Source organism: Corynebacterium sp. HMSC036E10 (assembly GCF_001836265.1).
Lineage (GTDB): Bacteria > Actinomycetota > Actinomycetes > Mycobacteriales > Mycobacteriaceae > Corynebacterium > Corynebacterium coyleae.
The window spans coordinates 1-247 of sequence record NZ_KV827968.1; the positions used below are offsets into that span (position 1 = coordinate 1).

General features: G+C 51.8%; 1 pseudogene. It reads left to right on the forward strand.

The window, feature by feature from the left end:
• Positions 1 to 189 (forward strand): annotated as a pseudogene (locus HMPREF2736_RS11905) (IS256 family transposase); the annotation flags it as partial.
• Positions 190 to 247 lie beyond the last annotated feature (58 nt).

The following is a 247-nucleotide window of genomic DNA, read 5'->3' on the forward strand; positions in this document are numbered from 1 at the left end:
CCTGACGATCCACTCACGATCGCCAGGCGGTGCAATTTCGGACAAGACCAACTCGCCAAAGTCAACGATCTTGCCGAAGAAGACCACAACAAAGCCGACCAAGAAACAGGACGACCAGCCTTCTACGACAACGCTATCCCAACCGAATACAACCACTCGATACGAATCAGAAAAGGCCCCATGAAATAGCACAAAAAGTGTCCGACCGACGACACGCCGACCGGACACACATTTTGCTACTTAACCC